Origin of the sequence: Variovorax sp. J22R115 (assembly GCF_030317005.1) — a bacterium.
Lineage (GTDB): Bacteria > Pseudomonadota > Gammaproteobacteria > Burkholderiales > Burkholderiaceae_C > Variovorax.
The window spans coordinates 16,997-43,528 of the sequence record NZ_JASZYM010000001.1 but is presented as its reverse complement, the minus strand read 5'-3'; the positions used below and the strand labels follow the sequence as shown (position 1 = coordinate 43,528).

The window sequence follows — 26,532 nt, the reverse complement described above, 5'->3', positions numbered from 1 at the left end:
CCTTCTTCACTGAACTGCAGGCACGGCTGCGCGCGTCTTTCCGGCCGACGCCTTCTTCGTCTTTGCTGCCGGCTTCGTGCCGATTGCCTTGACCGGCGCGGCTGCAGGCTTCTTGGCCAAGGCTTTGCCGGCGGCGGTCTTCCTGGCTGGCTGCTTGCCGGCCGGGGCCTTCTTCGCGGCCGCCTTCCCGGCCAGTGCTTTGGTCGCCGTTGCGTCATTCAAGACGGCAACCTCCAGGGCAGGCGCCGCCGCCGCTGCAGATGCCGCTGCAGCGGCGGCAGCCGCCTTCGTTTCCTCGAACGATTCACGCAGGCAGTCCGCCAGGAACTCCGGATCCGGCACCACGTTGGGCGAGCTCGTCAGCGAGATGAACACCTTGCCGCAATAGCTGGTCGGGTTCCAGATCAGTGACATGCCGTCCGTCACCGGCCCCACGCCGCCCCAGTGAATGAGCTTCGCGCCCAACATGTACAGCGGCGCGTTCGGTCCGGGGACGTTCGTTACCAGGCAGTTGTGCAGTACTAGCGGGCCCTTGCCACCAGAACCGGTCATCGCCGCGAGGCGGCCCGCAAGCCCCAGGGTCGCCGGCGGCGCAAACTTCTGGATGTCGGTGAGCTGCTTCGCGCCGATGGCTTTCTGCATCTCCTTCGATTCCGCCGTCGCTCCGCGCACGGCTTCGAGGCGGGCGATCGGGTCCGCGATGTCAGTGCCCATCGGGAAGCGCAGCATCGACACGTTGTTGCCGCTGGCGGTTTCCTCAGTGCCCTCTTGCCGTGTATTCACCGGCGCCAGCGTCAGCAGCGAACGATCCGGCAGCTCGCCCTTCGAATCGAGGTAGCGGCGCATGGCGCCGCCGATGACCGCGATCAGCGCATCGTTGACGGTGGCACCCGGCACCACGCTCTTGATCTGCTTGACCTCGGCCAGGTCGAAGGTGACCGAGTTCCAGACCCGGCTCGCCACCACGTCCGTGTTGAACCGCGTCTGGGGGGCCGTCAGGTCAGCCCTGCCTTCCGGTTCCATCAGCGAGCGCAGCCGGCTCATCGCGATGCGCGGCAGCACCTGAGCGAGTGGCGCAGCCATGCGGCTCATCGCCATGATGTTGTCGCCGAAGGCCCGGTTCATCAAGTCGAGCCATTTCAGGCTTGCGCCTTGCGGCGGCACGGGCTGGGCCGGATCGACCACCGGCTCCCGGCCGCCCGCCGCACGCTGGATTTCATGCAAGGCCCAGGTCAGCTCCACGGCGGCCATGCCGTCCATGGCCGCGTGGTGGATCTTGCTCAGGACTGCGAAGCTGCCCTTCGGAATGCCCTCGATGTTGTCCAGCCCCTCGATGACGTACATCTCCCATGGCGCCCTCGAGAGATCGATCGCGCGGGCATGGATGCGTGACACCTGGATGCAGAACTGGCGCCAGTCGCCAGGCTTGGGCAGCGCGAAGTGGCGCACATGAAAATCGATGTCGAACAACTCGTCATCGACCCAGAAGGGATAGCCCAGGTTGAAGGGAACCTGCACGATCCTGCGGCGCAGCACGGGCGATGCATCGAGGCGGCTCTCGATGTGGTGGACGATCTCGCGGAAGCCGAGCGTCTTGCCGCCGAGAGTGGATTGGTCGTAGATATAGACCATCGTGCCGTGTGATGCGGCATGTGGCTGTTCCACGTGCAGGAACATGGCGTCCTGGCCGGTGAGCTTGTCGTTCATGGTGTCAGTGGTGTTGGAGCGTCTGGGGCAGTCAGCTTAGGTGTGGGTCCCCCGGCTCGGTCCACCCCCTTTAGGGTGGGTGGGCCTGCCACCTGCGTCCCGCCCCCACCGGCAACTCAGGCACCCCCCACAAAAAGGGAGGCGGCGGCACCACTTCCTGCACCTATGGTCGGCGCACCTTCACCAACATTCACGACACTTGCCCAAACCGTTCAGACAAATACAAGCAGAGGGCCCCGCACCGGGTTCTTCCTGGTGGGAGCTCCTGCCCGACGGATTCCACCGACACGTCGGTCGCAGCGGCTTTGACGCACGCCAATGGCTGCAGATGCAAGGAGCCGCTGCGCTTGAGCGAGTCGTGCGCGTTCCCCTCGCCACCGCGGTCGCCACGGCAATGACCACATCGCTGCTGGAACCTGGCCGCGTGGCGCGGGAGTTCGAGGCGCTGCGCTTCTACGAGCCGCTGGCTCGGGCAGGCGATGCTTCCCGGGTATTCATGCTCCCGCCGAAGGACGTCCCGATCGCGGAGGGCGAACTCGTTTCGCTGTGGGTCGACGACATTGAGATCAAGCGGCGCGAGCTGCGCTTCACGAGCCCCTTCACGCCGCTGAACCCCGCTGCTGCACCCCTCTTCGCGCGCCTGAAACGCAATGGCATCGCGCATGCCGAGCACTGGTGCCATGGCGACAGGCCGCGGCCGACACTGATGGCGCTGCACGGCTTCGCGGCCGACATGCCATGGCTCAACGACCGCGCACTGGACCTGCGGTCGCTGTACCGCGCCGGACATGACGTCATGTTCTTCACCTTCCCGCACCACGGGCCGCGGGCCGAATCTTTGCTGCCATTCCGGGGCCACGGCCTGTTCGGCAACGGGCTGCTGCATTTCAACGAGGTGACGCTACAGGCCGTGCAGGACCTGCGCGTGCTCATCGACCACCTGCGCTCCCGCGGCGTGGAGCGCATCGGGGCGACAGGCATCTCGCTGGGCGGCTACACGGCAGCCTTGCTGGCCAGCGTGGACGACCGGCTGGACTACTGCATCCCCATCGTGCCCGGGGTGAGCCCGATCGACGCGTTTCTCGACTGGCAACCGACGGGCATGCTGCTGTCGCGACTGATGCGAAGCCAGAACATCGACCTGGCCGGAATGCGGGGGCTGGTCGCGGTTCACAACCCGCTCAGCTACGAATCGCCGATGGCGGGGGAACGGGTTTTGATCATTGGCGGTGTTGGCGACCTTGTCACCCGGGCTCACCATGTCGAACTGCTGCATCGTCACTGGCCGGGCAGCGCCATGCACTGGTTCGCGGGCACGCACCTGATGCACCTGGGCCGCGAGGACTACCTGAAACGCATGCGGGCGCATATCGAACGCTGGAGCGCCCTGTAAGGAGGTGGAGGCGGCCCGCGCGGATGTGGCGTCAGCCGCGGCACGCTCACCCCCTCTTTAATGGTGGGCCGAGGACAAGGGAGCCGCGACTATCGTCACGTCGAAACAAATTCCGAGCGCCAAGCAACCACATGGAAAGGCTATGCAACATATGAAGGTCCTCGTAGCGGTCAAGCGCGTCCTGGACGCGAACGTGAAGGCGCAAGTAAAGGCCGACGGCACGGGCGTCGACATCGCCAACGTCAAGATGAGCATGAACCCCTTCGACGAAATCGCCGTTGAAGAAGCCGTCCGCTTAAAGGAGAAGGGCGTCGTGACGGAAGTCATCGCCGTTTCCTGCGGCGATGCGAAGTGCCAGGAGACCCTGCGCACGGCGATGGCCATCGGTGCCGATCGCGGCATCCTGGTGGAGACCACCGAAGAACTTCAGCCGCTGGCCGTTGCCAAGCTGCTCAAGGCGCTGGTCGACAAGGAACAGCCCCAACTCGTGATCCTCGGCAAGCAGGCCATCGATGACGACGCCAACCAGACCGGCCAGATGCTGGCGGCGCTGGCGGATCTGCCCCAAGCCACCTTCGCCAGCAAGGTCGAAGTCTCCGGCAACAAGGTCAGTGTCACGCGTGAGGTCGACGGCGGCCTGGAAACCATCTCGCTGGGCCTGCCCGCGGTCATCACCACCGACCTGCGCCTGAACGAGCCGCGCTACGTGACCTTGCCCAACATCATGAAGGCCAAGAAGAAGCAGTTCGACACCGTGAAGCCCGAGGACCTCGGCGTGGACGTCAAGCCGCGCCTGAAGACCTTGAAGGTCAGCGAGCCCCCGAAGCGGGGTGCCGGCATCAAGGTGCCCGACGTGGCAACGCTGTTAGAGAAGCTGAAGAACGAAGCGAAGGTGATCTGATCATGACCGTACTTGTTATTGCCGAACACGACCACGCCACGCTGAAGCCGGCGACCCTGAACACCGTGACGGCGGGCATTGCCTGCGCCAGCGGCGATGTCCACGTGCTGGTGACTGGCGCCAACGCCGCCGAAGCCGGCAAGGCTGCCGCCCAGGTGGCAGGCGTTGCCAAGGTGATCGTGGCCGACAGCCCGAGCCTGGCCGAGAACCTCGCGGAGAACGTCGCAGCTCAGGTTCTCGCGATCGCCAAGAACTACAGCCACATCCTGTTCCCGGCCACGGCCAACGGCAAGAACGTGGCGCCCCGCGTGGCTGCCTTGCTGGACGTCGCCCAGATCAGCGACATCACCAAGGTCGACAGCCCCGACACCTTCGAGCGCCCGATCTATGCCGGCAACGCCATTTCCATCGTGCAGAGCAGCGATGCGATCAAGGTCGCGACGGTGCGCACCACGGGCTTCGATGCGGCAGCGGCCACGGGCGGCAGTGCAGCCATCGAGACCGTGGACGGCGTGGCCGACAGCGGCAAGTCGAGCTTCGTGGCCCGAGAAGTGACGAAGAGCGAACGCCCCGAGCTGACGGCCGCCAAGATCATCGTCTCGGGCGGCCGGGCGCTCGGCAGCGCCGAGAAGTTCACCGAAGTGATGGCGCCTCTCGCGGACAAGCTCAACGCGGGTCTCGGTGCGAGCCGCGCCGCCGTCGACGCGGGCTACGCCCCGAACGACTGGCAAGTGGGGCAGACCGGCAAGATCGTCGCGCCCCAGCTCTACATCGCCGCCGGCATCTCCGGCGCGATCCAGCATCTGGCGGGCATGAAGGACTCCAAGGTGATCGTGGCGATCAACAAGGACGAAGAAGCCCCGATCTTCAGCGTGGCCGACTACTGCCTCGTGGCGGACCTGTTCACGGCCGTGCCGGAACTGGCCGCCGCCGTTTGAGCGCTCCCTCCGTGGCCCTGCTTCGACAACGACTATACGAGTTGCGCGTCAAGCGCCACGAGTGGGAACCTGGGTATGGATTCGGAGCTGACGGCACCTTGCGCCGCGCGGACAGCGTCGCCCGGCCGCCGCAGCCCATGTCCCAGATCGCCGAGCGCCGGATAGCGGGAATACAGGTCCTGCAAACCGACAAAGACGTTTGCTAGTCACTGCACCTTCCAAGTCGGCAACAAAATCAGGCTTCCCTGTTTCATTCGAGTGAGCGGCGGCCGCCACCAATAGGCGTGCCAAGCCGCTCAGCCGGCCGAAAGCCATTCGATCCGTCCTTCATGGTTGGGCGACGAGGGCGACCCGCCAGCGCAAGAAATGTCTGCACCTGCCTCGTAGCGGCCGTCGAACCTGTGCCCCGCGCACAGCCGAACGGCCGCAATCGGCGGCACGCCGCGATTTCGCCAAGCAGTTGCGAAAGACCGCAATCACTTGCGACCTGCCGTCCAGGCGCCAGTGGTGACAGACCGAGTTGGGCCCGAAGCTCCGATTCGCGACTTGCGGAAGCTGTCGTTCCCGCACGGTGTCGTCTTGATCGTCCGTTGCCACGCGTGCTGAATTCATCGACGATGCCGGCGAGGTCAAGTTCCAAAGTAGACCGGCCGTTCGTGAAGAAAAGGGCCAAGGTCGGGTTTCGGCGAACGCCGTCATTCGGCAGCCAGATTCGAAGGGCAGCAGACAGTCTGAACCGGTAGTAGCCTCTGCGCAGGCGACAAGCAGGCCCCGGCCATGGGACGACAGTCGCCGACGACCGCTTTCCGGCTTTCCGGCTTTCCGGCTTTCCGGCTTTCCGGTATGGCATCGACGGGGCGAAGCGGCGTGCACCCGTTGGCCCAAGGGCGCCGTTGGTTGAACGCCGAATGATGAACGTCCCCCAGCGGGGGCCGGCTTGGCACCGAAGTGGTGGTCAAGGTGCGCAACGGAGAGTTTCGGATGTTTTTAGCCTTGCTGAAGCACTCGGTCGATGCCAACATGAGCGAAGACGAATCAGCGTCAGCTTCAACCTGTTGTTCTCTTCGTTCACGCAGCAGTTGAGCAAACCGCTCTGGCGACAGCAACGGGAGACCCTGATGGACGCTGCCGACAAGTTCGAAGCGGTGCTGCGCTATCACGAGAGCACCAAGCACCAGTTTCACCGCTATGCGCGCTCCGCCGGCACCCTGGATTGGGTGAACCAGCCCAACGCGTTCCGCCGGTACGAGGGGGCGTCGCTCACGCGGCTTCCCATTCTTGCGGCGGATGAAGATCCGCTGTCGCCTCGCTACGAGGACATCTATCGGCGGGGCTCGGTGCCGAGCGCTCCGCTCACGATCCGCTCGCTGTCGCGCCTGCTCGAGTACGCGCTGGCGCTGTCGGCCTGGAAGCAGGCTGGCGGCACGCGGTGGGCACTGCGCAGCAACCCATCGAGCGGTAACCTGCATCCCACCGAGGGCTACTTGGTGATCGGCGCTCTTCCCGAGTTGTCGCACGCACCCGGCGTGTACCACTACGCGCCGGGAGAGCACGGTCTGGAACGGCGGGCGGACGGCTCCGCCGAGTGGTTCACGCAGTTGATGCGAGAGTTTCCCCCTCGGGCCTTTCTGGTCGGCCTCTCGTCCATCCACTGGCGCGAAGCCTGGAAGTACGGCGAGCGCGCGTTCCGCTATTGCCAGCACGACGCTGGCCATGTCATCGGCACGCTTCGCATCGCCGCGGCGACCCTGGGGTGGAGTGCTGTCGTGTTGCACGGCTTGGCCGACGAAACCGTGGAGGACTTGCTGGGCCTGAACCAGGCCCAGGACTTCGCAGGCGCCGAGCGCGAACAGCCGGGACTCGTCATGCTCGTCTGGCCGAACGACTCGGCCAAGCCGTCGTGTGCAGGCGCGCAGGGCGTGCTGCCGCTCGGCCTGGATCCGCTGCTGGCGCGCGAGCTCACGACGCAAGACTGGCGCGGAACAGCGAACCGACTAAGCCGCGACGACCCGATCGCCTGGACCATGATCGACGAGGTGGCGCTCGCCTCACGTCAAGCGATCGGCGAGCGGTACGGCTTGGACGTGTTCGACACGCCTGCCCCGGCGCGTCGAAGCGCGGCAGTCCTAGACGGGCCGTTGGCCGGCCGCATCATCCGCCAGCGGCGCAGCCTCCTGGCCTGCGATGGCCGGACCTCAATCACGGCCGAGCGCTTCCACGGCATGCTCGCGCGCGTCATGCCGCGCGTCGAACTGGAGGCGAACCGGCGGCCGATGCCCTGGGATGCCATTGCCTGGGAGCCGCGCATCCACCTGGCCTTGTTCGTTCATCGGGTAGACGGACTCGAGCCAGGGCTGTACGTACTTGTCCGCGACCCAGCCAAGCTGGACAAGCTGAAGCGCGCCATGCATCAGCACTTCGACTGGTCTGAGCCCCCTGGATGCCCGGTGGACCTTCCCCTTCGCAGGCTGGAAAGCGGTGATGCGAGGCAGCTTGCGACGCAAGTGAGCTGTTTTCAGGACATCGCGGGCGATGGGGTCTTTTCGCTCGGCATGATCGCCGAGTATCGAGACGCCTTGTTCACGCACGGGCCCTGGTTCTATCGGCAGCTCTTTTGGGAAACGGGGGTAATCGGGCAGGTGTTGTATTTGGAGGCCGAAGCGGCGGGCATAGGCGCCACCGGCATCGGCTGCTTCTTCGACGACCCGGTGCACCGGGTGTTCGGTTTCAGCGATCTGGAGTTCCAGTCGCTCTATCACTTCACGATCGGCGGCCCGGTGGAGGACAGGCGACTTACCACGCTGGCGCCCTATGGTGTGCGTGAGGAAGACGAGTTGAAGCGTCATGCAGACCACTGGTGACGCAACGAGCGCGGTCGCGGGGCAAGCATTGACCGATGGGCTGGACGAAGGATTGGGCTGCGGCCGCCGCGCAACGACGATCGAATAGTGACTTGGGCGAACCCCTTGGAGCAAAGCTCCCGTGGCAGGTTGAGCCCCTGGGCTTCCGCTGGTTTCCCGGACACATCGAATGACATGATGTGTTCAGGAGGCAGCTATGCAAAGGACGAGACGGACATTCACGGACGAGTTCAAGCGTGAGGCGGTGAAACTGGTCAAGCAGCCAGCAGCCCCTGCCCGGCAGGCATGCCGTGTTGCTGGTTTAAGGCCGAATGACCAAAGTACCATCGTAGGGCCGAACTGCCGCCGTGCGGCTGTTGTAACCAATCTTTGATGGGCCACGCAGGACGGTCCGTCGTCCTGCTGAACAGAGGAGCGACGCCATGAAATACGACATGGTCAAAGTCGAAGAGGCGCTTCTGGCGCTGCTCGGCGTCTTCGAGTTCGAGAACGGACGCGTGTGGAAGCGCTATGACTTCGCAACCATGGATGGGCTGCATGAAAAAGGGCTCATCACGGAGCCCCACGGCAAGCAAGAGTCCGTCTACCTGACTGACGAGGGTCTGCGCCGCGCCAAAGAACTTGCGGCGAAGCACTTCGGGACCAATGGGCTGGCGCCCGAGCGTCGATAGCTGCGGCAGAATCCGGCACAACCGGCTGTTCGTTGGCTGGCACAACCAGAGCTTCAAGGTCTTTCCTTGAGGTCCCTCGCCCTTCAGGGGCAACGGCCGCAGGCGTCCCAGAACGGTTTTCTACCGATTCATTGACAATCCGCGCGACCAAGCTTCATCTGCGCGCGCTGCGGCGCGCCGATGATCGTCCTGCAAACCTTGGCTCGCGGTCAGCCGATCCGCGCTCCGCCTCAACAGGCTTGGGCACCATGAGCACACATCTGCATCAGCCTCCCGTCCGAGCTTGGATGCGGGGCGGCCTTGCGCTCGCACCCGACGAAGGCCTGGTCGCCGCTCGCGTCGCAGGGCGACTCAACGTGCCCGCATCGACCCACAGCGCCTCAATGACGCCATCTGTCGAATTCTTCGGTCGCGTTCTCGGTTCCACCTCGCGATTCACACCGCCTGAATCCCCATAGCTTCGCAGCCTTCTCAGGCCTCGGTGGCGCATCCCGCGGTTTCCTCCATGGAGGCTTGTCCAACATCTGCCCTCACGGCGGCCGCAGCGCGTGCCGTCAAAGAGCCGGCCGCCTGGAAGCTGTTTGAGTCCGAGGCGGCGATTTCGGTCGGCAGCACCGCCACCGAATTCGCACGCTTCATCGGATCAGAGAAGGAGCGCTGCAAGCCCGTCATCGCCCGGGCCAAGATCGAGCCCGACTTGAAGTCTGCGGCCTGGGCCAGTAGCCCATTCCGCCAAAAGCAAGGCAACGCTTAGTCTCCTCCTCGGCCGCCATTGCGGGAATGATGGCGACCGACCGTTCATCCCGCGGCCCGAGCGTCGCACGGCGGGAATGCAGCAGCGATTGTCGTCCTTCCCTGCCGCCGGACGAATGGGACGGCTTTGACGATTTCGCCGGCATTCCGATCCGACTGGCGCTTGGCGAGCAACGCCACTCCAGCGCTGCACGCCTCGAGCTGATCGCCGAGGGGCATCGAATGAGCGAGGAAGAGGTCTGCGCACTCGCGCTCGAAACACGCTCTTGAGATCGCGCGGCATCTCGATGACTGGAATCGGCCTCCTGGTGTGAATTGGCCTAGCGGCCGCGAGGGACAGCACCCGCTGCAAAGTCGGCGTTGTCCACAACGCAACCACCGCGTGAGCTCAGACCTGAATTGAAGAAATCCGCATTGGTTCCCGGCCAACCAATGACCGTAGAGCGAACATCGAGATGTGGTCTGGTGTGCCGAATCGCACATACAGCCCTGCGCACCCACGCAAAAATGAGTACTGGAGCCACCTGCCGTAAGGCAGAGGATGCACCGCCTTTCAGCAACCATCTTGAATGACTAACTCAAGCAATGCCCGCAATCTCGTGGCTCCAAGGCGACTTGGTGCAGGCGGGCCGCATCGAGCTCGGCCACCGTGGCGAGCTCATCCTGCGCCATCCGGCGCGAATACCCCGACGCATCGGCGCAGAGAATAGCCGTCAGCCGATGCCGCAAGCCCGAATCGTTCAAGAGCACCCCCGCCCGTATGCGGAGCAGCATCGTAGTCCTCGCATGGGGCCGTGTCACCCCTGCAGCGCGCGCCGCCCGCCCGGCCGCGCCTGGCCCTTCCCTGCCCTCCACCAGCGACCGTCGTGCGGCAACTGTGCCGCGTTTGCCGTCTTCCCCTGCCGCCAGACGAATTCACGCAGTGACGCCGCGTGCGGTCATCCACGCGCCGCGAACATTTCAGAATCTACGACCGGTCCCAAGGCATTGCGGACATGTCCCTAGCTGCACCCCTCACCGACTGGCCAACCCGGTTTCGAAGCCAGATCCAGCGGCCGCTTTTCACGTCGCCGGAGTGGTAGTCAGGGCCCATTGCGGACTCGCCAAGCCCAGCGGGAACGGCAGGTCTCCGCCGACAACCGGTCCTGGCCTCTACGTCGGCATTCGCTGCGGAAGCGATGTAGGAGCCGCCCCGCCCGTGCTCAGAACCCGACGCTGATCGCCCCGGCCACCTTGGTGTCCTGCTTGATGCCGAAGCGGTTGTCGCCCCCGACGATCACGGCCACGTTCCAGGTCACCGGCGTGCTGGGGATCGGGCCCGACAACGCCAGCGTCAGGTGGCGAAAGGCGCTGCCCACGGGACGATTGCCCACGAAGCAGCCATTGACCACGAAGGACTCGTCGCCCGCGCACGCCACGCCCAGCTTGGTGTCGGTGGTGCCCAAGTAGGTGCCCTCCTTGCGGTAGGTGTAGGCGCCCAGCGTGCCGGTGAAAGTGAGGTCGTACGGTAGCGGCTGCGTGAAGACCAGGCTCCAGTAGGTGTCGCCACGGTTGCCCCACACCACGTCGTTGAGCAGCGTCTGCGCATTCAGCGCGAAGGGGCCATAGGTCAGGCCAGCCTTGGTCTCCAAGGCGTTCGAGTGCACGCCGTTGATGTAGTAGTAGCCCGTCATGCCCAGCGTGTAGCCGAGGTCGCCGGCAATGCTGCCGCTGTAGGCGCCGTAGAAGTCGTTCTCGACGGACTTGGCGCGCTGGAAGTCGGTGATGCTGCGGTCATCGTACGAGCGGCCGAGCTGCTTGTACGAGTAGTTGATGCTCGAGCCGAAATAGCCAAAGCTCCAGCCGTTCTTGTTCACGAAGTCGATGCCCCATTGCAGCGCCAGCCCGTCAGACTCCGGCGCGTCGGCGCCCGCATTGCCCAGCGGCGCGCCATTGCCGTAGGTGGTGGTGGCGCCGCGCAGGACGTAGGGATACACCAGGTCAATGTGCTTGATGACGGTCCATGGGCCGGCATCGGCATCGGCCGGCTTGTCGCTGGACTTCGCCATGACGCCGGGCGCGCACAGAAGCAGGACGGCGGCGGTGATGCTGCTCGCGGCAGCACAGGAAACATGATTCATCGAAAGGCCCACGGGGTAGCTCCAGGGGTTTGATTTGAGGAAAAGGGAAACGGGGTCGCGCCGAGCGATGCCGCACGGCCGGTGAGCGATTGCTGCCAGCGATGCGCGAGCTGCAGCAGCGGCAGGTCTTGATGCGGCTGCGCGGCGAAGGTGACGCCGAAGGGCAAGCCATCGGGCAGGAAGCTGAAGGGCACCGCCACGCCGCTGCAGTCCAGCAGGTTCATGAAGTTGGTGTACAGGCCCAGTTCGCTGTTGCGCGCGATCGGCTCTTCCAGCATGGCGGCGATGCCGGGGTGCGAGGGCACGGTCGGCAGCAGGAGCACCTCTGCCATCTGCCACGCCGCTTCGGTGCTGCGCTGGATCTCGCGCAGGCGGTAGAAGGCGGAGAAGGCATCGGCCGCGAGCGGCTTCGCACCGCCCAGAGTGATCTGGCGCGTGACCGGGAAAAGAGCCTCTGGCTGCGCGTCGATGAAGGGGCGGATGGCCTGGTAGCGCTCCGCGACCCACGGGCCTTCGTACAGCAGCCTTCCGGCTTCCAGGAACGGCGCGAAGTCGATGGTGACCAGTTCGGCGCCCAGGCTGCGGGCGTGATCGCAGGCCGCCTCGAAGGCTTCGCGGTAGCCGGGCTGGAAGAACTGCAGCTGGCTGGCCGCCGGCACGCCAAGGCGGAATGCCGACGCCTGGCCGAACGTAGCCGCCGAAGGCTGCGCGCGGCGCGAGTAGGCATTGGCCACGTCGAATCCCCGTGCCACCTCGAACACTGCCTGTGCATCCTGCGCCGTCAAGGCGAAGACCGACGGCGTGTCGATCGAGCGGCACGCCGGCACCACACCCGTCGTCGACAGCAGGCCGCAGGTCGGCTTCAGCCCGACGAGGTGGTTGAATGCCGCCGGCACGCGGCCCGATCCTGCGGTGTCCGTCCCGAGGGAAAAGCTCACCTGGCCGAGCGCCACGGCAACCGCCGAACCGGAACTCGATCCGCCCGACACGCGCTCTCGGTCGAAGGCGTTCTGGCAGGCGCCGTAGGGCGAGCGGGTGCCGTTCAGGCCCGTGGCGAATTGGTCGAGATTAGTCTTGCCGACGGCGATGGCGCCCGCGTCCAGCAAGCGCTGCACGATCAAGGCGCTGGCCTGTGGCCGATAGGCGTAGTCCGGGCAGCCCGCGGTCGTCGCGACCCCTTCGAGGTCGATGTTGTCCTTGATCGCGAAGGGGATGCCGTAGAGCGGCAAGCCCTCCGGGCCTCGCCTTTGCAGCTCCCTTGCGCGCTCGCGCAGCTGATGCGCATCGATGCGATGGATCCACGCGTGGTGCGGGTCGGCATCCGTGGCGGCGATCACCTCGTCGATGACCTGCAGCGGCGTGCGCGTGCCGCGGCGGTAGTCATCGCGAAGGCCCGTGATGTCGAGCGGTAAGTGGCGGCCAGTCCCCTGGATGCGCGCGTTCATGCCAGCGCCTCCTCGGCGTCGGGCATCAGCACGACCACTTCCTGGCCCGCCGCGACCGCACCGCCTTCGCTGCAGCGCACCTGCTCAACCCTGCCGGCGAAGGGCGCAGTCACTGCGAACTCCATCTTCATGGACTCGACGATCAGGAGCGTGTCGCCCTCGTTCACTTCGTCGCCTTCCTTGACGGCGACTTTCCAGACGCTGCCCGGCACCTGGCTGCAGATGCCGCTCGCGCCTTCGGGCAAGTCGAGTGCATCGACGGGCGCGACCCCGAGTTCCCGTTCATCGACGTACTCGGCCTGGCCCTGGACACGCCACCGTTCGCGCTCCGCTTCGAAGGCCGCCTGCTGCGTTACCTTGAAATCACCGATGTCCTGCGCATTGGCGTCGAGGAACTCCCGGTATTGGCGCATGCTGAATTCGCCCGGCTCGATGCGGATCGGATAGCGGCCCGCGGGGAAGTCGCTGCGGATCTTGCGCAGCTCTTCTTCACCCACCGGATAGAAGCGAATCTGGTCGAAGAAGCGCAGCAGCCACGGCTTGCCGGCTTCGAAGGCTGCGGCGCCGCTCGCGACATCGCGCCACCGGTTCCACATCTGCAGCGTGCGGCCAACGAACTGGTAGCCGCCGGGCCCTTCCATGCCATAGACGCACATGTAGGCGCCGCCGATGCCCACGGCGTTCTCCGGCGTCCAGGTGCGCGCGGGGTTGTACTTGGTGGTGACGAGGCGATGGCGCGGGTCAACCGGCGTGGCCACCGGCGCGCCCAGGTACACATCGCCCAGGCCCAGCACGAGGTAGCTCGCGTCGAACACGATACGTTGCACATCCTCGATGCTGTCCAGGCCGTTCATCCGGCGGATGAACTCGATGTTGCTCGGGCACCAGGGTGCATCGGGGCGCACCGACTGCATGTACTTGTCGATGGCGAGCTTCGTCGCGCTGTCGTTCCAGGAGAGCGGCAGGTACACGGTGCGCGACGGAACGGTCAGGCCATCGGTGTCACCGAGCGCGTCGTCGACCGAGGCAATCGTCGCGACCAGAGAGCCGCGACTGATGCGGCGCGGGTCATAGTGCAACTGCAGCGAGCGGATGCCGGGCGTGAGGTCGACGATGCCGTCGAGTGCCTGCTTCTGCAGGACCGCGTGCATGGCGTGGATGCGCATGCGCAGGGCGATGTCGAGCTGCAGTTCGCCCAGTTCGACCAGCAGGTAGCGGTCGCCTGCCTGCCGGATCACGAGGCCGGGGCGACCGGCCGTGGCCTGGCGCTCGAACACGATGGGCGATGCAAGGGGAGCAGGGCGCCGATCCGCCTCCGCGAAGGCCGGCGTAGCCGGCGCCTGGAGTTCGCTGACCCAATGGTCCTGCGCATCCTGCAGCGCGAGCGCCTCGGCCTGCGACACGGGGCGGAAGCGCACACGGTCGCCCGGGCGCAGCTGCCCCAGCTTCCAGCGCTCGGCCGCCACGACCACGGCCGGGCAGACGAAGCCGCCCAGGCTCGGGCCATCCGGCCCGAGGATCACCGGCATGTCACCCGTGAAGTCGATCGCGCCGATGGCGTAGGCGTTGTCGTGGATGTTCGACGGATGCAAGCCCGCCTCGCCGCCGTCGCGCCGCGCCCAGGTGGGCTTGGGGCCGATCAGGCGCACGCCCGTGCGGCTGGAGTTGTAGTGGACTTCCCAGGCGGTGTCGAAGAAGGTCGAGATGTCGCCATCGGTGAAGAAGTCCGGGGCGCCATGCGGACCGTAGAGCACGCCGACTTCCCAGGCGGTCGTCGCGTTCCCATAGATGGGCAGCGCGGCGGCGGGCAGGCTCTGCGCTTCGTCTTCGGCCACCTCGTCGCCTACGTGCAGCATGTCGCCGACGCGCAGTGTGCGGCCGGCATGGCCGCCGAACTGGCCCAGCGTGAAGGTCGAGCGGCTGCCCAGGTATGCTGGCACGTCGATGCCGCCACGCACGGCGAGGTACGCGCGGCTGCCGCCGCCTTCGCCCACCGCGGCGATCTTCAGGACGCTGCCGGCACGCACCGGCGTCGCGCGCCACAGCGCGACCGGGGCGGCATCCAGCGTCACCTTCATGGCGGCACCGCAGACGGCGACGAGCGCGTCATGGTGAAAGCGCAGCGCCGGGCCACTCATGGTGCACTCGAGGCCGGCTGCCTGTTCCGCGTTGCCGACCAGGCGGTTGGCCAGCCGGAAGGCCAGGTCGTCCATCGGCCCCGAGGGCGGTACGCCAACATCCCAATAGCCTTGCCGGCCGGGCCAGTCTTGGACGGTGGTTTGCACGCCCGGCTCCAGCACCTCGAAGGCATTGGGTTGGTAGGCGAAATCGGTGAGCGAGCGCGTCACGATGCGGCCCTGCACGAGCATTTCCGAGGCGGCGATGGCGCGCATGTAGCGAAGGTTGGTCTCGATACCGGCCAGACGCGTGGCCGCCAGCGCGGCCTGCAGGCGCTGCACCGCATCGGCGCGGTCGCGGCCGGTGACGATCAGCTTGGCGATCATCGGGTCGTAGTGCGGCGGCACTTCGCTGCCGCGGGCGACCCAGGTCTCGACGCGTGCGTCCTCGGGGAACACCACCTCGGTCAGGCCACCGGCGCACGGCTGGAAGTTGCGTGCCGGGTCTTCGGCATAGAGGCGCACCTGGATCGAGGCGCCTTGGGGCGGCGGCGCCACCAGCGCGAAGCGATCGCAGCGCGCGAGCCGGACCATCCACGCCACCAGGTCGACGCCGGTCACCTGTTCGGTCACCCCATGCTCGACTTGCAGGCGCGTGTTGACCTCCAGGAAGTAGAAGGCCTGCGTGTCGGCGTCGAGCACGAATTCCACGGTGCCTGCCGAGCGGTACGACACCGCCTTCCCAAGGCGCACCGCGGCTTCCAGAAGGGCGGCGCGCGTAGCGGCGTCCAGGTGCGGTGCGGGCGTTTCCTCGACCACCTTCTGGTTACGGCGCTGGGCGGAGCAGTCACGCTCGCCCAGGGCAATCACTTGGCCTTCACCATCGCCGAAGATCTGAACTTCGATGTGGCGCGCACGCTCGACGAACTTCTCCAGGAACAGCCCCGCGTCCTTGAAGTTGGCTTGCGCCAACCGTTGCACCGCCTCGAAGGCCGGCGCCATCTCATCTTCGCTGCGGATCAGCCGCATGCCGATGCCCCCGCCGCCGGCGGTGCTCTTGAGCATCACCGGATAGCCGATGCGCAGGGCCTCCGACCGGGCGGCCGCCAGGCTGGCGAGCAGGCCGCTGCCGGGCAGGAGGGGAACCCCATGTTTCTCGGCGAGTGCACGCGCCGTGTGCTTCAGGCCGAAGGCGAGCATCTGCTGCGCCGTTGGTCCGATAAAAGCGACACCAGCGGCTTCGCAAGCCTGTGCGAAGCCGGGGTTCTCCGATAGGAATCCGTAGCCCGGATGGATCGCACCAGCGCCCGTCTGCAGCGCCACGGCCAGGATGCGGTCCGCGTTCAGGTAGCTCTGCGCGGCAGGCGCCGGGCCGATGCACACGGCCTCGTCGGCCTGGCTCACATGGGCCGAATCGGCATCAGCCTCGGAGTACACCGCGACGGATTTCAGGCCGAGGCTGCGAAGCGTACGGATGATGCGGCACGCGATCGCACCGCGGTTGGCGATCAATACTTTGTCAAACATGGAAAAGAGCTCCACAGCGGCGGGCCGTCCCGCCGGGTTGTTCATGCATGCCAGAGTCGTCTCCGGCAAGGCGCTGCGTCAGTGCGGCAGAGCTAGTCCCAGACGATCAGCTCGGCGGGCGTAGGGTTGTAGGCGTTGCAGGGGTTGTTCAACTGCGGGCAGTTGGAGATAAACACAAGCACATCCATTTCCGCACGCAGTTCCACGTACTTCTGCGGCGCGGAGATGCCGTCCTCGAAGGTGAGTCCGCCTTCGGGCGTTACAGGCACGTTCATGAAGAAGTTGATGTTGGCGCCGATGTCGCGCTTGCCGATGCGCCCGTCGTGCGCGCAGGCCCGCAGGAAGTTGTCGCGGCAGCTGTGCATGTAGCGTTTACCAAGGGCATAGCGCACCGTATTGCTCTCCTGCGCGCAGGCGCCGCCGAGCGTGTCGTGGCGTCCGCAGGTGTCGGCTACCACGGTCAGCATCGCGTTGCCGCGGTTGGACCACAGCACCGTGCCGGTCGTGATGTACAGGCCCTTCTGTATGCGCAGCGTGCGTTGCGGATCGAATCGCTCCGCGGGGTCGTTCAGGTTGAAGAACAGCGTGTCGATCGCCTGGTTGCCCTCGAGGTCGAGGATGCGCAGCGTCTGGCCGGCCTTCAGTTCCTTCACGGCGGGCTCGCCCGCGGGCACCGTCTCGCGGTACACCGCCTCGGCCAGGTGCTTGCTGCTTTCAGTCAGATTGTTCTGCATGCCAGGCCTCACAGGTAGATGCGATCGGTGTTGATGAAGCCGCGCTGGTTCTCCTCGCACGACAGGCGGCAGATTTCGGCGACGGCCGCATCGGCGCGCTCCAGTTCCATGCGCACGGGCTGGGGGTCGTAGTGCGGGCTCGGGTCCAGCGGGTGCTGGATCGCGGTGAGCAGCACCAGCGTGTCCATCGGCGCGTACAGCTCAACCAGGTCGCCGGCCTTCGAGTTACCGGGCACGAAGTGCAGGCCGCCCGATTCGCTGACGTCGACGCGGCTGAAGAGGTTGAGGGTCATGAGCAGGTCCTGGATATTCAGGCCCCACTTGCCCATCTCGACCAGCAGGTTGTCCTGCCCGTTGCGATGGAAGCCGTTGCGCAGCTCTTGGTAGCGCCCGACGCCGTATTGCGCGGCGACTTCGCGGGCGTCGGACACGCCGCCCAGCGGGTCGTGACAGCCGCAGCTGTCGCGCACGATGGCGGCGAGGACGCGGCCCATGTCCGAATACAGGCAATGGCCGGCCGTCAGGCGCGCCGTGTGCTGGCACTTGAGCGAATCCGGCAGGTTGAGCCGCTCGCTCTTCTCGTGGGCATTGAGCATCAGCACGCTGAGGTTCGCGCCCCCTTGCAGGTCGGTGAGGCGAAGCACCTGGCCGCGCTTGAGGACGAGCGAGGTGTGTCCGCCGCCCGGGATGGTTTCTTCAAGAAGCAAAGGCATGGAGAGTCTCTTCGATGTTTGGGTTTGAGGTCGCCGGCCGCAGGCCGCGTTCGACGACGGCTTTCGCCAGCGACAGCGGCTTGGACGCTTCGACGCCGCGCTGCAGCGGGATGTCGTAGGTGATGCGCGCACCGTAGGCGCCGGGCGCCTGCGCATCGAGACGCACCTTGTCGAAGACCAGCACGCGGTTGCCCAGCGCAAAGCCTTCCTTGAGGTCGTGCGTGACCATGAAGATGGTCAGCCCGGTCTCGCGCCACAGGCCAAGCAGCAGCTCGTGCATGTCGCGCCGCACGCCCGGATCGAGCGCGCCGAAGGGCTCGTCGAGCAGCAGGATTCGCGGCCTGGCGATCAGCGCCTGGGCGATGGCCAGGCGCTGCTGCATGCCGCCCGACAGCTGGCTCGGATACTTGCTGAGCGAGCCTTGCAGCCCCACGCGCTCGAGCATCGCCACCGCCTGCTCCTGGACTGCACGGCGTCGAGCACCGAACAGCCTGCCGAAGAAAGGCGATGCGGCCAGCTCCAGCCCGATCATCACGTTGCGCAGCACATCCAGGTGCTCGAACACCGAGTAGCGCTGGAACACGACGCCGCGATGGCGGTCGGGCTCCGAGGGCAGGTGCTTGCCGTCCAGCAGCACGGTACCCTTGCTCGGCTGCTCCTGCCCCAGCAGCAGGCGCAGGAAGGTCGACTTGCCGCAGCCGGACGCGCCGACCATCGAGCAAAACTCGCCTTCCTTCACCGTGAGGTTCAGGCGTTCGAGCACGACCTGATCGCCATACGACTTCCAGACGTTGCGTACTTCAAGCATGGCGGGCACCTCCAAACCACGGGAAGGCGCGCTTGGTGAGCTGGTCCAGCGCCAAGTCCATGGCCCACGCCAGGGCGGTGATCCACGCGACGTAGGGCACGATCACGTCCATCGCCAGATAGCGGCGCACGAGGAAGATGCGGTAGCCCAGGCCATCGGTCGAAGCGATCGCTTCCGCCGCGATCAGGAAGAGCCACGCGGCGCCCAATGACAGGCGCATCGCGACCAGCAGGCGAGGCATCAGCTGTGGCAGGACCATGCGCAGGATCACGGTCCAGCTGTTGGCCCCCAGCGTCTGCGCCTTGACCCAGACTTCGCGCGGAATTTCTCCCGCGCGCTGCTGCAGGTCGCGCACCATCACCGGCGTGATGCCGATCACGATGAGCACCACCTTCGACAGCTCGTCGAGCCCGAACACGATGAACAGGATCGGCAGAACCGCCAGTGGTGGAATCATCGACAGCACCGCGATGAACGGCGAGAAGCTCGCCGCGAAGAGCGGGACGCTCCCGAGCAGAATGCCCAGCACCAGCGCGATCGCCGCGCTGACGATGAGGCCGATGCCCAGGCGCTTGAGGCTCGCGGCGGTGTCCACCCACAGCAGGTACTCGCCGGTGCGCTTGTCTTCGGTGAAGGCGTACTGGTGCACCGCCTCCACCATCTGCGTGGCGCTGGGCAGCAGCTTGTCGTCCGGGTTCTGCGACAGCCGCGCCGTCGAGCCCATGAAGTACACGGCGATCAGCAGCAGGAAGGGCATGAACAGGAGGAACACGGTGTTCCCTCGCCCCGGTCGTCGATTGATGAGTCGCATGGCGCAAGCCCTCGCGGTGGCGTGAGGTGGATCGGCCTAGAGCCTGCCTTCGGCGGCCATGCGCACGTAGGTCTGGTCAAAGCGAAGCTTGACGTTGTTCTTGTTGCCGACGACGAGCCCGCCATCGAATGCCATACCGATCGCGTCCGCGCTCTTCACGCCTTGGCCCAGGATGCCGTGGTCGAAGGAGAAGTTGGCCACGCGGGTCATGAACTTGGGCATGTCGGGGCTGGTGGCGAAGTCGAGCGCCGCCTTGGGCGTGTAGAACAGTGCGGTCGTCGCCAGTTGCGACTTGAAGCCCGCCAGGTCGGTCCCCGAGGCCTTGGCCATGGCGTTGAGCGACTTGGTGGCGCTCTCGTCCTTGGCGGACATCACGGCCATCATCTCGAACCATGCACCGGTCAGTGCCTTGCCGAAGTTGGGGTTCTCATTCAGGGTCTTGGTGTTGACGACCATCATGTCCATCAGCTCGCCGGGCAGCTGCCTGGACGAATAGACCTGCGTCACCGAATTGCTGTCGCCCAGTTGCGCGAGCATCGGGTTCCACGTGACCACGTTCTTCACCGACGGCGTGGCGAAGGCGGCAACGATGTCCGCGTCGCTGGTGTTGATCACCTTCACGTCGCGTTCGCTCATGGCGGCGGATTCCAGTGCGCGCGCCAGGAAGTAGTGCGACACCGAGAACTCGACGAGGTTCACCGTCTGGCCCTTGAGGTCGGCCAGCTTCTTGTTCTTGCCCTTGATGACGATGCCGTCGTTGCCGTCGGAGTAGTCGGCCACGATCATCGCGGTGGAGTCGACGCCGCCCGCGGCGGGAATGGTCAGCGCGTCCATGTTAGCCATGGCGCAGCCGTCAAACTTGCCGGCGGTGTACTGGTTGATGGACTCGACGTAGTCGTTGAGCTGCACCACCTCGATGCTGACGCCGTACTTCTTGCCCCACTTGGCCAGGATGCCTTGCGACTGGGCTTCGGCCCACGGCATGAAGCCGGCGTAGACGGACGAACACACCTTGAAGCTGGTGCGAGGAGCGGCGTCGGCCGAGTGCACTCCTGCAAGGGCCGCGATGCACAGCGTGGCGGTGCCAAGGAGTCTGGAGAAAGTGTTTGACACGGAAGATCCTCGAGTAGGGTGGAAACAAAAAAGCCTGGGAGCGGCGCGGCCTTGCGACTGCGTCCATCTCCCGGGCTTTTGTCCCGCCGTGTAACCCCTACTGAGGTCGACAGCTCTCGGACCAGCATTCGCCTTGTCAGCGAACCGGAACCCTAGCCATCCATTTGCAAATTGTGCGTAGCAAACCGGTTTGTCGCCGGCTCCCATTAGGGTTTCAGCAGGAGTCGTGCCAAGTGCTCTGCCATGCCGCGCGCACCGATTGCTGGCGCTTTGTTGCGAAAAGCGGGACGTATCGCCTGATGCGCACCAACACGCATTCCTCGCTGCCCGTCTTTGGTGCCCGCGCCGTGGTGCGCTGGTCCGGCGATGGCGCATGGCGCAGGCCCGAAATCTGCTTTTGCCCCTGCACTCTCGCTCACGCGAGCCAGGACGACTTGGGCCTTCATGCATTGCATTTAGGTAGCCACACTGGACGGCCAGCACTTCATCCACCCAAGGAGTCACCCAGTGTCGAGCGCCTCTCATGGTAGACATACCGCCTTCCAGGCATTGCCTGTTGTCAACATCGCCCAGCTTTATTCGCCCCATCTGCACGAGCGCCGGCAAGCCTCCGGGCAGCTCGCCAAGGCGGCAGGCGACGCGGGCTTCTTCTACGTCACCGGCCATCGCGTATCGCAAGAGCGCATCGATGCCCTCATCGCGTGCGCCAAGTCCTATTTTGCGCAGCCAATGCAAGAGAAGATGCGCCACTACATCGGCGAATCGAGCAACCACAGCGGCTACGTGCCCGAAGGCGAAGAGCGCTTCAGCGAGAACGTGGTGGACCGCAAGGAGGCCTTCGACGTGGGCTTCGACTACCTAGCCAGCGAAGGCCGCCGCCCGCTGCTGGGCCCCAACCGCTGGCCCGACATGCCGCGCTTCAAAGAGGACGTCAGCGCCTATTACGGCGAGGTGCTGGAACTGAGCAAGTTGCTCTTCCGCGGCTTCGCGCTGGCGCTCGGGCTGGAAGAGGACCGGCTGGTGCGCCAGGTCAACCAGCCGCCGAGCCAGTTGCGCCTCATCCACTACCCCTTTGACGAAGTGCCCAAAGGGGAGGGCCAGGGCATCGGCTCGCACACCGACTACGAGTGCTTCACCATCCTGCTGCCGACCGCGCCGGGCCTGGAAGTGATCAACGGCGCGGGCGAATGGATTGCGGTGCCGGTGCTGCCGGGCGCATTCGTCATCAACATCGGCGACATGCTGGAAGTGCTGTCCAACGGCACCTTCGTCGCCACGCGCCATCGCGTGCGCAAGGTGCCAGAGGAGCGCTATTCGTTCCCCTTGTTCTGCGCCTGCGACTACGACACGGTCATCGAGCCGATCGTGCCAACGCCCGACGACAAGCCCAGCCCCTACGGCATGCTGAACTGCGGCGACCACATCTACGCGCAGACCCAGCAGACCTTCACCTACCTCAGGCAGCGCATCGCGCGCGGCGAGATGAAGCTGCCCGATGGTGCGCGCCTGGCCGACAGCTTCGGCCGCAAGGCGGAGGTGGCAAAGTGGTGCACCTTGCCGAACTCATCGAGAAGCACGCACGGCCTGCCATGCACCGGGTGCCCGAATGGATGATGGGCCTCTACCGCCGCCACATCATTGCCTTTGCCGACGGCACCAGCGACATCGAGACGCAGGTGTTCTGGCTGCAGAGCCGCAACTTCTCCATCGATCTGCGCATGCCTCGACAAGCTGACCACGTCGCACAAGCCAAGCCGTTGGCCGCGTACACACGCGAAGAACTGGCCGTGCTCGCCCAATATGAAGGCTGGGTCGCGCAGTCCGTGTGGGACGGCGAGCAACTGGTGTGGCGGGATCCCACCGCATTCCAGTTGCACGACCGCTGGCCCGAGCCCGCGCCGCTTCGACGCGTAGGCAACTGCATGATCGAGTTCGCGCCGAGCGGCGCCTACGTCGAGGACTGGCGGCTTCTGCCCTCTGCGCCCGGGCCACTGGTGGGCTTGCGCCTGATCGACGAACGCGAATTGGGGAGCGCCCGCGTGCTGCATCGCGGCGGTGGCCTCATCGTCAGCGGCGACCATGCCGGCCTGGTCCTGGGTCGCGCCGAGGCGCCCGTCGTGTCGGCTCCGCTTCGCCGGCATGTGCTAGCCGCTACGGGCAATGCCGAGGTGCTTGGCCCCCTGATGAACTTCGAAGCGTCGATCGCCCACGGCTCGATGCGCGAAGGATTCAGGGTTACGCATTCGACCTGCCCTGGCCGGATTGGCCAGACGGCCTTTCAGCTCGACAACTTTTCGCTTGAAGCCGATGGCACGGTGACCCAGGTCGTCTCTTGCGACGGCCTTGTCACCCGTCGTCACTTCACAGTCGACACCCTCGAGCCGAACTGCACCTGGCCGCTTGCGACGCCGCAGACGCGCGCCGCCTCGGAATGGAAGGCGGCCGAGCAGGCCACCCTCGACCGTTACGCACATGCATTGACCTGACCTCAGAAAGGATTCCACATGACGCGACCCTCCGCCCAGGAAGTCTTTCCCTTCTGCAGCCGTTCTTCCTTGAGCTTGCTGTTGCTGGAGGTCCTCCGCTCGCGGAAGAGCCGGCACTGAGTGCCAAGGGAAAGCAGGAATGTTGTGCGTCGCCTCACGGCACGTACTCGATTTCTGACCTGCCAGCGTCCTCAAGCAACGCGGACGACTGGAAGGCGCCGGATTGCAGGTGCTCGCGTTGCAGGCAGGGAAGGGCGGCTCTCGCTGCACAACGGAATTTCCCGCTCGGCCTTTCGATAGCAGCTCCGGGCCCTACCCTACCCTCCACGAGCACCAGTCGTGCGGCAGCTAGGCAGCAGCGATAGCGGTCTTCGGTCCCAGTGAACGCCAAAGTCAGCAGAGTGGCAGTTTGCGGCCACCCCCAGGGACGGAACCATATTGCCGCTGGCAAGCAGGCGATCTACTGTCGGCGGCGCTGCTGGGGTGCTGCCGCCTTTTCGATGGTCCCGATCAGGCGCTGAAGTCGGCGGAGCGAGGCACTACCCGTCCAGGGTTTAGAAGGCCTTGAGGGTCCAGCGCAGCCTTTAACTTGCCCATCAAGCGCAGCGCCGCAGGCGCCTTGTAACGTTCCATCTCATTCAGCTTTAGTGCCCCAACCCCGTGTTCGGCAGAAAAGGAGCCCCCGAATCTGGCCACAGCCTCATACACCGCTTCGGTAATCTCGCTCCGCACTTCGCCAAGCTGCATCCCATCCCGATCGTCAGTAGCCGCTTGGATGTTGTAGTGCAGGTTGCCGTCGCCCAAGTGGCCGAAATTGATGATGCGGACGCCCGGGAATGCTTGCTGGAGCGCGGCGTCGACTTCCTCCACGAACCGGGGAATGGATGAGATCGGTAGCGAGATGTCGTGCTTGAGGTTCGGCCCCTCGTCAGCCTGTGCGAGCGAGATGGACTCGCGCACGTGCCACAGTGCCTTGGATTGCCCGATGCTTTCCGCAATGACCGCATCTGTGACCAGCCCATCCTCGAATGCCTGCTCCAGCAACTGCTCGAAGAGCGTGCGAGCATGCGCTTCGGATTCGTGGTCCGACGCCTCCATCAGGACGCAATAGGCAGAACTTTCCCAAAGCGGCACGCGCTGCTGCGGGTAGTGCTTGGCGACAAGGCTCAAGCCCTCCTGATTCATCAGTTCGAAGCCGGTAAGCGATGGCCCCAGTCGACTATTTGCGAGTTTGAGCAGTTCGACCGCAGCCTCGACGGAAGCAATAGCCACGAAACTTGTCAACGTGGCAGCCGGAAGAGGGAACGTCTTGAGCGTCGCACCCGTGATGATCCCGAGCGTGCCTTCTGAGCCGATGAAGAGGTTGCGCAAATCGTATCCGGTGTTGTTCTTTCGAAGGCCCGAGAGGTCGCTCCAGACCTCGCCTTCGGCCGTGACCACTTCCAGTCCCAAACAAAGATCGCGCGCATTGCCGAATCGGAGAACCTGGGTACCGCCGGCATTGGTCGCGAGATTGCCGCCAATGGTGCAGCTTCCTTCTGCACCCAGACTGAGCGGAAAGAGCAGCCCCTCCTTTTCGCAGATGTCTTGTACGTTCTGCAGTACGCACCCAGCGTCGACGGTGATGCTGGCATTGGCGGGGTCCAGACGGCGGACCTTGTTCATCGCCAACAAGCTCAGGACGACTTGCCGTCCGCTTCCATCAGGCGTCGAACCGACGACCAGCCCCGTATTTCCACCCTGAGGAACGAGTGAAACCCGGTGCTTGCTACACGCCCTCACAATCTCGGAAACCTGCAGCGTGGATGCAGGGCGCACCACCGCGAGAGCCCGCCCTTGGGCGAGCTTGCGCCAATCGCTTTCCCAAGCATTGAGATCGCTGCCGGGGTCATCGCTCGTCAGCACGTTGGAGTTGCCAACAATGGCGCGAAGGTCGGATAGCAGTTCTTGGCTCATTCTTCTCCAGTCAATCAAGATGCGTTGCCCAGCGAAGGTGCGCGGAATGCATACCACTCGCCCTCGAGCCACTCGGCGAATCGAAGTGTCAGCGGGTCACCAAACGGACCGGCGACGAGCTGGGCACCGAAAGGCAAGCCCTGTGCGTTCTGTCCCAAAGGAATGGCTGTTGCCGGGAGCCCGACCACTCCGGGATAGCCCGCCCAAAACATGGAGTCGGTGCTTTCCTGCGAAATGCCGTTGACCTCCAGCATGCGCTCCCAACGCTGGCCGGTCTGGTTGTGTGCGAACGCAGGTGTGGTCGCGACGGGGCAGACGAGCAGGTCGAACTCACTGAAGAAGCTGGCCCACCGGGCCTTCAGGAGTTCACGCCGTTGGTCGTATCCGAACCAGTCACGATGCGTCAGCGTACTGCCGCGGTAGTGGCAAGCCTGGTAGCTACGGTCATGGGGCGCGAATTGCGCCGCCTTGTCTCCGGTAGCCGCATACGTCATTTCATCCATGAACGCGCCGGTCGCCGCTCGGACGAGGTGCAAGTACACGTCACGCGACTCGGCGCTGTCCACTGGCCTGCGGTCCATTTCGACGCATTCGACTCGAGTCCGAAGGAACTCGGCAAGCTCATGGAGCCTCCGAACAATCGTCGCGTCCACTCGCGCGTGGGCATCGTCTGTTACCACTGCAATCCTCAGCTTTTCGACTGGGCGGCCCTCGTCACGCCACTGCACCTGCTTCCAGCCCTGAGGGCCGAAACTGCGTGGTGCACCAGCCAGGATGTCCATGGCAAGGCGCAGGTCGCGCGCACTACGCGCCATCGGACCGGCCACTCCGATGTCGACCGTGTCGGCGCAGGCCAGGCCGGGAAGCTGGTGTCCCTCCATGGAGATGACGCCCCAAGTCGGCTTGTGACCATATACTCCGCAATAGTGCGCTGGATTTCGGATGGAAGCGCCGATGTCGCTGCCAAGTTCCAAGGAGGTGAAGCCTGCGGCCAAAGCGGCGGCAGCCCCGCCAGAAGATCCGCCAGGTACGCGCGAGGTATCCCACGGATTGTTTGTCGTGCCATAGACCGGATTGAAGGTCTGCCAGTCCGCCAGAGCTGTCGGCACATTGGTCTTGCCGAACACTATCGCGCCTGCATCAATTAGGCGTTGCACCGAGTCAGCATGGCGCGCCGCGACATTGCCCGTGAACTGCGGAAACCCCCAGGTCGTTGGTAGCCCCGCGACGTCGAACGATTCCTTGACCGTAATGGGCAGACCGTGCAGAGGCCCCCAGATTTCTCCGCGGCGTCGCGCTTCATCTGCTTCCGCAGCGCGGGCGCGCGCACGTTGGTCGTCCAACACGGCAATCGAGTTAATTGCGCCGTCGAAAGCCCTCACCCGATCAAGTTGTTGCTCCAGCAACTCGCCGCTGGAGACGGCTCCCTGCGCAAGGAGGTGCAGGGCTTCATGGGCAAAGGGCATCATGGTGCGTCA

Annotated in this window: 21 protein-coding genes and 1 riboswitch; of the genes, 9 read left to right on the top strand and 12 right to left on the bottom strand. The window is 65.2% G+C overall.

Annotated elements, in window-relative coordinates; genetic code table 11:
• Positions 1 to 6 precede the first annotated feature (6 nt).
• Entirely contained in the window at positions 7 to 1,707 is a 1,701-nt protein-coding gene (locus tag QTI04_RS00155; protein ID WP_286613619.1) for a wax ester/triacylglycerol synthase family O-acyltransferase, read from the bottom strand.
• Positions 1,708 to 2,065: 358 nt separating this feature from the next.
• Here QTI04_RS00155 and QTI04_RS00150 point away from each other — a divergent pair, with 358 nt between their 5' ends.
• The 6 genes from QTI04_RS00150 to QTI04_RS00130 all read left to right on the top strand — a co-directional run bounded on the left by QTI04_RS00150 (position 2,066) and on the right by QTI04_RS00130 (position 8,471).
• Positions 2,066 to 3,100, top strand: coding sequence for a S9 family peptidase (locus tag QTI04_RS00150; RefSeq protein ID WP_286613618.1), 1,035 nt, complete (start codon positions 2,066 to 2,068; stop codon positions 3,098 to 3,100).
• A 151-nt stretch (positions 3,101 to 3,251) separates the two neighbouring features.
• Positions 3,252 to 4,001 carry an electron transfer flavoprotein subunit beta/FixA family protein gene (locus QTI04_RS00145; RefSeq protein ID WP_286613617.1) on the top strand — a complete coding sequence of 250 codons (750 nt, stop codon included), beginning with the start codon at positions 3,252 to 3,254 and terminating at the stop codon, positions 3,999 to 4,001.
• A 2-nt stretch (positions 4,002 to 4,003) separates the two neighbouring features.
• Positions 4,004 to 4,939 carry an electron transfer flavoprotein subunit alpha/FixB family protein gene (locus QTI04_RS00140; RefSeq protein WP_286613616.1) on the top strand — a complete coding sequence of 312 codons (936 nt, stop codon included), beginning with the start codon at positions 4,004 to 4,006 and terminating at the stop codon, positions 4,937 to 4,939.
• Positions 4,940 to 6,057: 1,118 nt separating this feature from the next.
• Positions 6,058 to 7,800: a SagB/ThcOx family dehydrogenase gene (locus QTI04_RS00135; protein ID WP_286613615.1), complete on the top strand. Its 1,743-nt coding sequence runs from the start codon at positions 6,058 to 6,060 to the stop codon at positions 7,798 to 7,800.
• A 196-nt stretch (positions 7,801 to 7,996) separates the two neighbouring features.
• Positions 7,997 to 8,173 (top strand): transposase, encoded by a 177-nt coding sequence (locus QTI04_RS34225; RefSeq protein WP_369292791.1) that lies wholly within the window; start codon positions 7,997 to 7,999, stop codon positions 8,171 to 8,173.
• Between the two features lie 49 nt (positions 8,174 to 8,222).
• Positions 8,223 to 8,471, top strand: coding sequence for a DUF6429 family protein (locus QTI04_RS00130; RefSeq protein ID WP_286613613.1), 249 nt, complete (start codon positions 8,223 to 8,225; stop codon positions 8,469 to 8,471).
• Positions 8,472 to 8,942: 471 nt separating this feature from the next.
• Here QTI04_RS00130 and QTI04_RS00125 read toward each other — a convergent pair whose 3' ends face one another.
• The gene (locus QTI04_RS00125) at positions 8,943 to 9,143 is read right to left on the bottom strand and encodes a hypothetical protein (RefSeq protein WP_286613611.1); all 201 of its coding nucleotides are present in this window, start codon (positions 9,141 to 9,143) and stop codon (positions 8,943 to 8,945) included.
• Between the two features lie 108 nt (positions 9,144 to 9,251).
• On the opposite strand from QTI04_RS00125, the gene QTI04_RS00120 reads away from it, so the two are divergent.
• The gene (locus tag QTI04_RS00120) at positions 9,252 to 9,494 is read left to right on the top strand and encodes a hypothetical protein (protein WP_286613609.1); all 243 of its coding nucleotides are present in this window, start codon (positions 9,252 to 9,254) and stop codon (positions 9,492 to 9,494) included.
• Positions 9,495 to 10,426: 932 nt separating this feature from the next.
• On the opposite strand, the gene QTI04_RS00115 is transcribed toward QTI04_RS00120, so the two are convergent.
• From QTI04_RS00115 to QTI04_RS00080, 8 genes are all read right to left on the bottom strand, one after another.
• On the bottom strand, positions 10,427 to 11,344 hold the full coding sequence (locus tag QTI04_RS00115; protein WP_286613608.1) for a hypothetical protein: 918 nt from the start codon (positions 11,342 to 11,344) through the stop codon (positions 10,427 to 10,429).
• Positions 11,341 to 12,789, bottom strand: coding sequence for an allophanate hydrolase (gene atzF, locus QTI04_RS00110; protein ID WP_286613606.1), 1,449 nt, complete (start codon positions 12,787 to 12,789; stop codon positions 11,341 to 11,343). The genes QTI04_RS00115 and atzF overlap by 4 nt, the downstream gene beginning before the upstream one ends.
• Positions 12,786 to 16,433: an urea carboxylase gene (gene uca, locus QTI04_RS00105; protein ID WP_286613604.1), complete on the bottom strand. Its 3,648-nt coding sequence runs from the start codon at positions 16,431 to 16,433 to the stop codon at positions 12,786 to 12,788. Before uca ends, atzF begins: the two co-directional genes overlap by 4 nt.
• A 92-nt stretch (positions 16,434 to 16,525) precedes the next feature.
• Positions 16,526 to 17,167 (bottom strand): urea amidolyase associated protein UAAP2, encoded by a 642-nt coding sequence (locus QTI04_RS00100; protein ID WP_286613602.1) that lies wholly within the window; start codon positions 17,165 to 17,167, stop codon positions 16,526 to 16,528.
• A gap of 8 nt (positions 17,168 to 17,175) precedes the next feature.
• The gene (locus QTI04_RS00095; RefSeq protein WP_286613600.1) at positions 17,176 to 17,880 is read right to left on the bottom strand and encodes an urea amidolyase associated protein UAAP1; all 705 of its coding nucleotides are present in this window, start codon (positions 17,878 to 17,880) and stop codon (positions 17,176 to 17,178) included.
• Entirely contained in the window at positions 17,864 to 18,688 is an 825-nt protein-coding gene (locus QTI04_RS00090; protein WP_286613598.1) for an ABC transporter ATP-binding protein, read from the bottom strand. Before QTI04_RS00090 ends, QTI04_RS00095 begins: the two co-directional genes overlap by 17 nt.
• A complete protein-coding gene (locus QTI04_RS00085; RefSeq protein WP_286613597.1) occupies positions 18,681 to 19,499 on the bottom strand; it encodes an ABC transporter permease in 819 nt (272 codons plus the stop codon). Before QTI04_RS00085 ends, QTI04_RS00090 begins: the two co-directional genes overlap by 8 nt.
• Before the next feature lie 36 nt (positions 19,500 to 19,535).
• Positions 19,536 to 20,612: a putative urea ABC transporter substrate-binding protein gene (locus QTI04_RS00080; protein ID WP_286613595.1), complete on the bottom strand. Its 1,077-nt coding sequence runs from the start codon at positions 20,610 to 20,612 to the stop codon at positions 19,536 to 19,538.
• Between the two features lie 65 nt (positions 20,613 to 20,677).
• A riboswitch (guanidine-I (ykkC/yxkD leader) is annotated at positions 20,678 to 20,779 on the bottom strand.
• Between the two features lie 340 nt (positions 20,780 to 21,119).
• On the opposite strand from QTI04_RS00080, the gene QTI04_RS00075 reads away from it, so the two are divergent.
• Both QTI04_RS00075 and QTI04_RS00070 read left to right on the top strand, forming a co-directional pair.
• Positions 21,120 to 22,226 (top strand): isopenicillin N synthase family oxygenase, encoded by a 1,107-nt coding sequence (locus tag QTI04_RS00075; RefSeq protein WP_286613593.1) that lies wholly within the window; start codon positions 21,120 to 21,122, stop codon positions 22,224 to 22,226.
• The gene (locus QTI04_RS00070) at positions 22,157 to 23,098 is read left to right on the top strand and encodes a hypothetical protein (protein WP_286613591.1); all 942 of its coding nucleotides are present in this window, start codon (positions 22,157 to 22,159) and stop codon (positions 23,096 to 23,098) included. Before QTI04_RS00075 ends, QTI04_RS00070 begins: the two co-directional genes overlap by 70 nt.
• Positions 23,099 to 23,608: 510 nt before the next feature.
• Here QTI04_RS00070 and QTI04_RS00065 read toward each other — a convergent pair.
• Both QTI04_RS00065 and QTI04_RS00060 read right to left on the bottom strand, forming a co-directional pair.
• Positions 23,609 to 25,054 carry an FAD-binding oxidoreductase gene (locus QTI04_RS00065; RefSeq protein WP_286613588.1) on the bottom strand — a complete coding sequence of 482 codons (1,446 nt, stop codon included), beginning with the start codon at positions 25,052 to 25,054 and terminating at the stop codon, positions 23,609 to 23,611.
• A 14-nt stretch (positions 25,055 to 25,068) separates the two neighbouring features.
• On the bottom strand, positions 25,069 to 26,523 hold the full coding sequence (locus tag QTI04_RS00060) for an amidase (protein ID WP_286613587.1): 1,455 nt from the start codon (positions 26,521 to 26,523) through the stop codon (positions 25,069 to 25,071).
• Positions 26,524 to 26,532 lie beyond the last annotated feature (9 nt).